This window comes from Synechococcus sp. B60.1 (genome assembly GCF_047462555.1).
Lineage (GTDB): Bacteria > Cyanobacteriota > Cyanobacteriia > Thermostichales > Thermostichaceae > Thermostichus.
The window spans coordinates 1-2,138 of the sequence record NZ_JANSJN010000181.1 but is presented as its reverse complement, the minus strand read 5'-3'; the positions used below and the strand labels follow the sequence as shown (position 1 = coordinate 2,138).

Here is a 2,138-nt window from a genome sequence, read left to right as displayed (position 1 = left end):
CAGGTCGATGTTGAGGGCCCGCACCGCCATTGCCTCGCGGCCATCGTAAAACACCGAATCTTTGAAGGGCACGCGATAGCACTGGTCGCCGACTACTCGGATCAGCTCCATCTGGTTGCTGTTGGGATGGTTGCCACCGAGTAGGGTGCTGTTGGGGCAGGAGGTTGAGGCCCTGGGCAATACCCACTCGTTGATCTTCTTGCGGGGCTGGAGTCTGATCAGCTTCAAGTCATCCAGCTCCTCCAAGTTGCAGCCGGAATTTCTGGGATCGCACAGGGCTCGATAGGTTGCCTCCGGTACCCAACTCTCACCATCAAATGGCTTATATGCACCCCTCCGCTCGCTCTCCAGATCATCCTTGTCGTCGAAAAAGTCAGTGTTTTTTTCGGTCGTGTCAGGGAAAATGTAGCGCAGCGGCAGGTAGAAGCGGTTCCACTCCTCAGGGTTATCCAGCTTGCCCTTGCGGCTGGCTTCGATGTCCTTCCAAAGGATCAGAGCTTCTGGATCAGGTTTGCTACCAGTGGCTTTATCCCGGATACGCAGAATGTTGTCGGCCAGCATGCCCAACATGCAGCCCGCCGTCTGCAGCGTGGTCTGGTCGGCCAGGCTGAGCTGATCGACGGGGGTGCCTCTGTTAACTGTGTCGATCACCCGCCGCAGCTCGGAGAAGTTGCCAAAGGCGGTGATGAACGGATCCGGGTGGATGCGGCCCGCCTCCTGCCTGGGCGGATAGGCCCCGTCGGGGTCACCGGCAAAATTGGCCAGATTGGTTAGCGCCGTCCACAGGGGCGTCCCAGGCCGCAGCCAATCTTGCATCGGCGCAGGGTCATATTCCCAGACGTTGGTGCCCTGGCCGGTGAAGAAGTTGATGCCCAGTTGATTGGTCTGATCGCCGGCGGGGAAGGTGGAAGCCCGCTGCAAGCTCCAAGGGGTGCCGGGGTGGGCCACCGTGGCCAGGCAGGCGATGGGGAAGCGCCCATCTTGGTAGCTGTAGTGGTAAACCGCCGTGGCCTGAACCGCCGCCGGGTTATCCCGCAGGGTTAGGCGTTGCCGCGCCTCGTTGCTGATGAAAATGGCCTGTAGCTTGGTGGGATCAGGATCAGGATCATTGGGATCACCAGGGGGCACCAGCGGCAAGGGCAAAGAGTCGGTGCGGGTCAGCTCCAGGCGCTGCCCCACGATCACCCGCAGGCCCTCCACACGGGCCCGCCGCTCCCAGTAGCCATCCAGCCCCACCTCGGCAAGTGCGCCTGCGGGTGGGTTGTCTTCGGTGAGGGATTCGCCCAGCTCATTTTTGGCCTCAGGCGGGATTGTGTCACCTGCCCTGGCGTTGAACTTTTCGGCAAAGGTGGGCACGTTGCAGCCATTCTGCGGGTCAGGCGTCACGGGCGGACGCTCGTAGCTGGCCTTGGGCCCAAAGCGATTGTCGGCCCGATAGACATCGTCCACGTAGGGCGGGCAGACTTGGTCGGAACCGGACTGAAAACCGCCGGCCTTGATCCGGCCGGGGTTGGGCTCCCGTTTGGCGTTGAGGGGAGAAGCCGCCCATCCCGCTGCATCTGCGGCATAGGATCCGCGGGTGCGTATGCGGCCGAAAAGGTGGAGCTCCAGCGGATCCAGGGCCACACTCTCCGGCTCTACCGTGTTTTGCACCGAGTCAAAGTTCAGGTTGTTCAGCTTGGCCAACACACTCGGCGCTACGTCTTGCTCGCCGGAGTGCACATCGAAAATCAGGGTATCGCTCACCTGCTGGCCGGCGTAGCCAATAGCCCCTGCCACCAGCTCTCCGAAGGCAGTAATCTCCGAGTTATCTACAGGCATGTAGAAACAGGATTGCTCCGAGCTGATGGTGAAAGCCCGGAACAAGTTGTTGGGGGCATAGCGGAAGAAAAGGCTGCCGCCGGCGTAGATGGCGCCGTTCCAGTTGTAGCCGGGGGTGAAGAAAAACTCTAGGTCGCCACGGCTGAAGGCCCCCCACTTGTTGAGGAGATCCCGCTTCCGATCCTGCTGGAATTGCAAAGCCGAGATGGCGCGGGTGGTGGAGTCGGCGCCTTGAATGGGCAAGGTGACGGCAAAGACCTGGAAAGGCTTGTACAGCGCCGATCCCGCCTGGAACCAGTCTCCCACCTTGGGGTTGG

General features: G+C 61.2%; 1 pseudogene. It reads right to left on the bottom strand.

Features of this window, described 5'->3' with window-relative positions:
- A pseudogene (locus NW863_RS12810) lies at positions 1 to 2,138 on the bottom strand (type II secretion system protein); the annotation flags it as partial.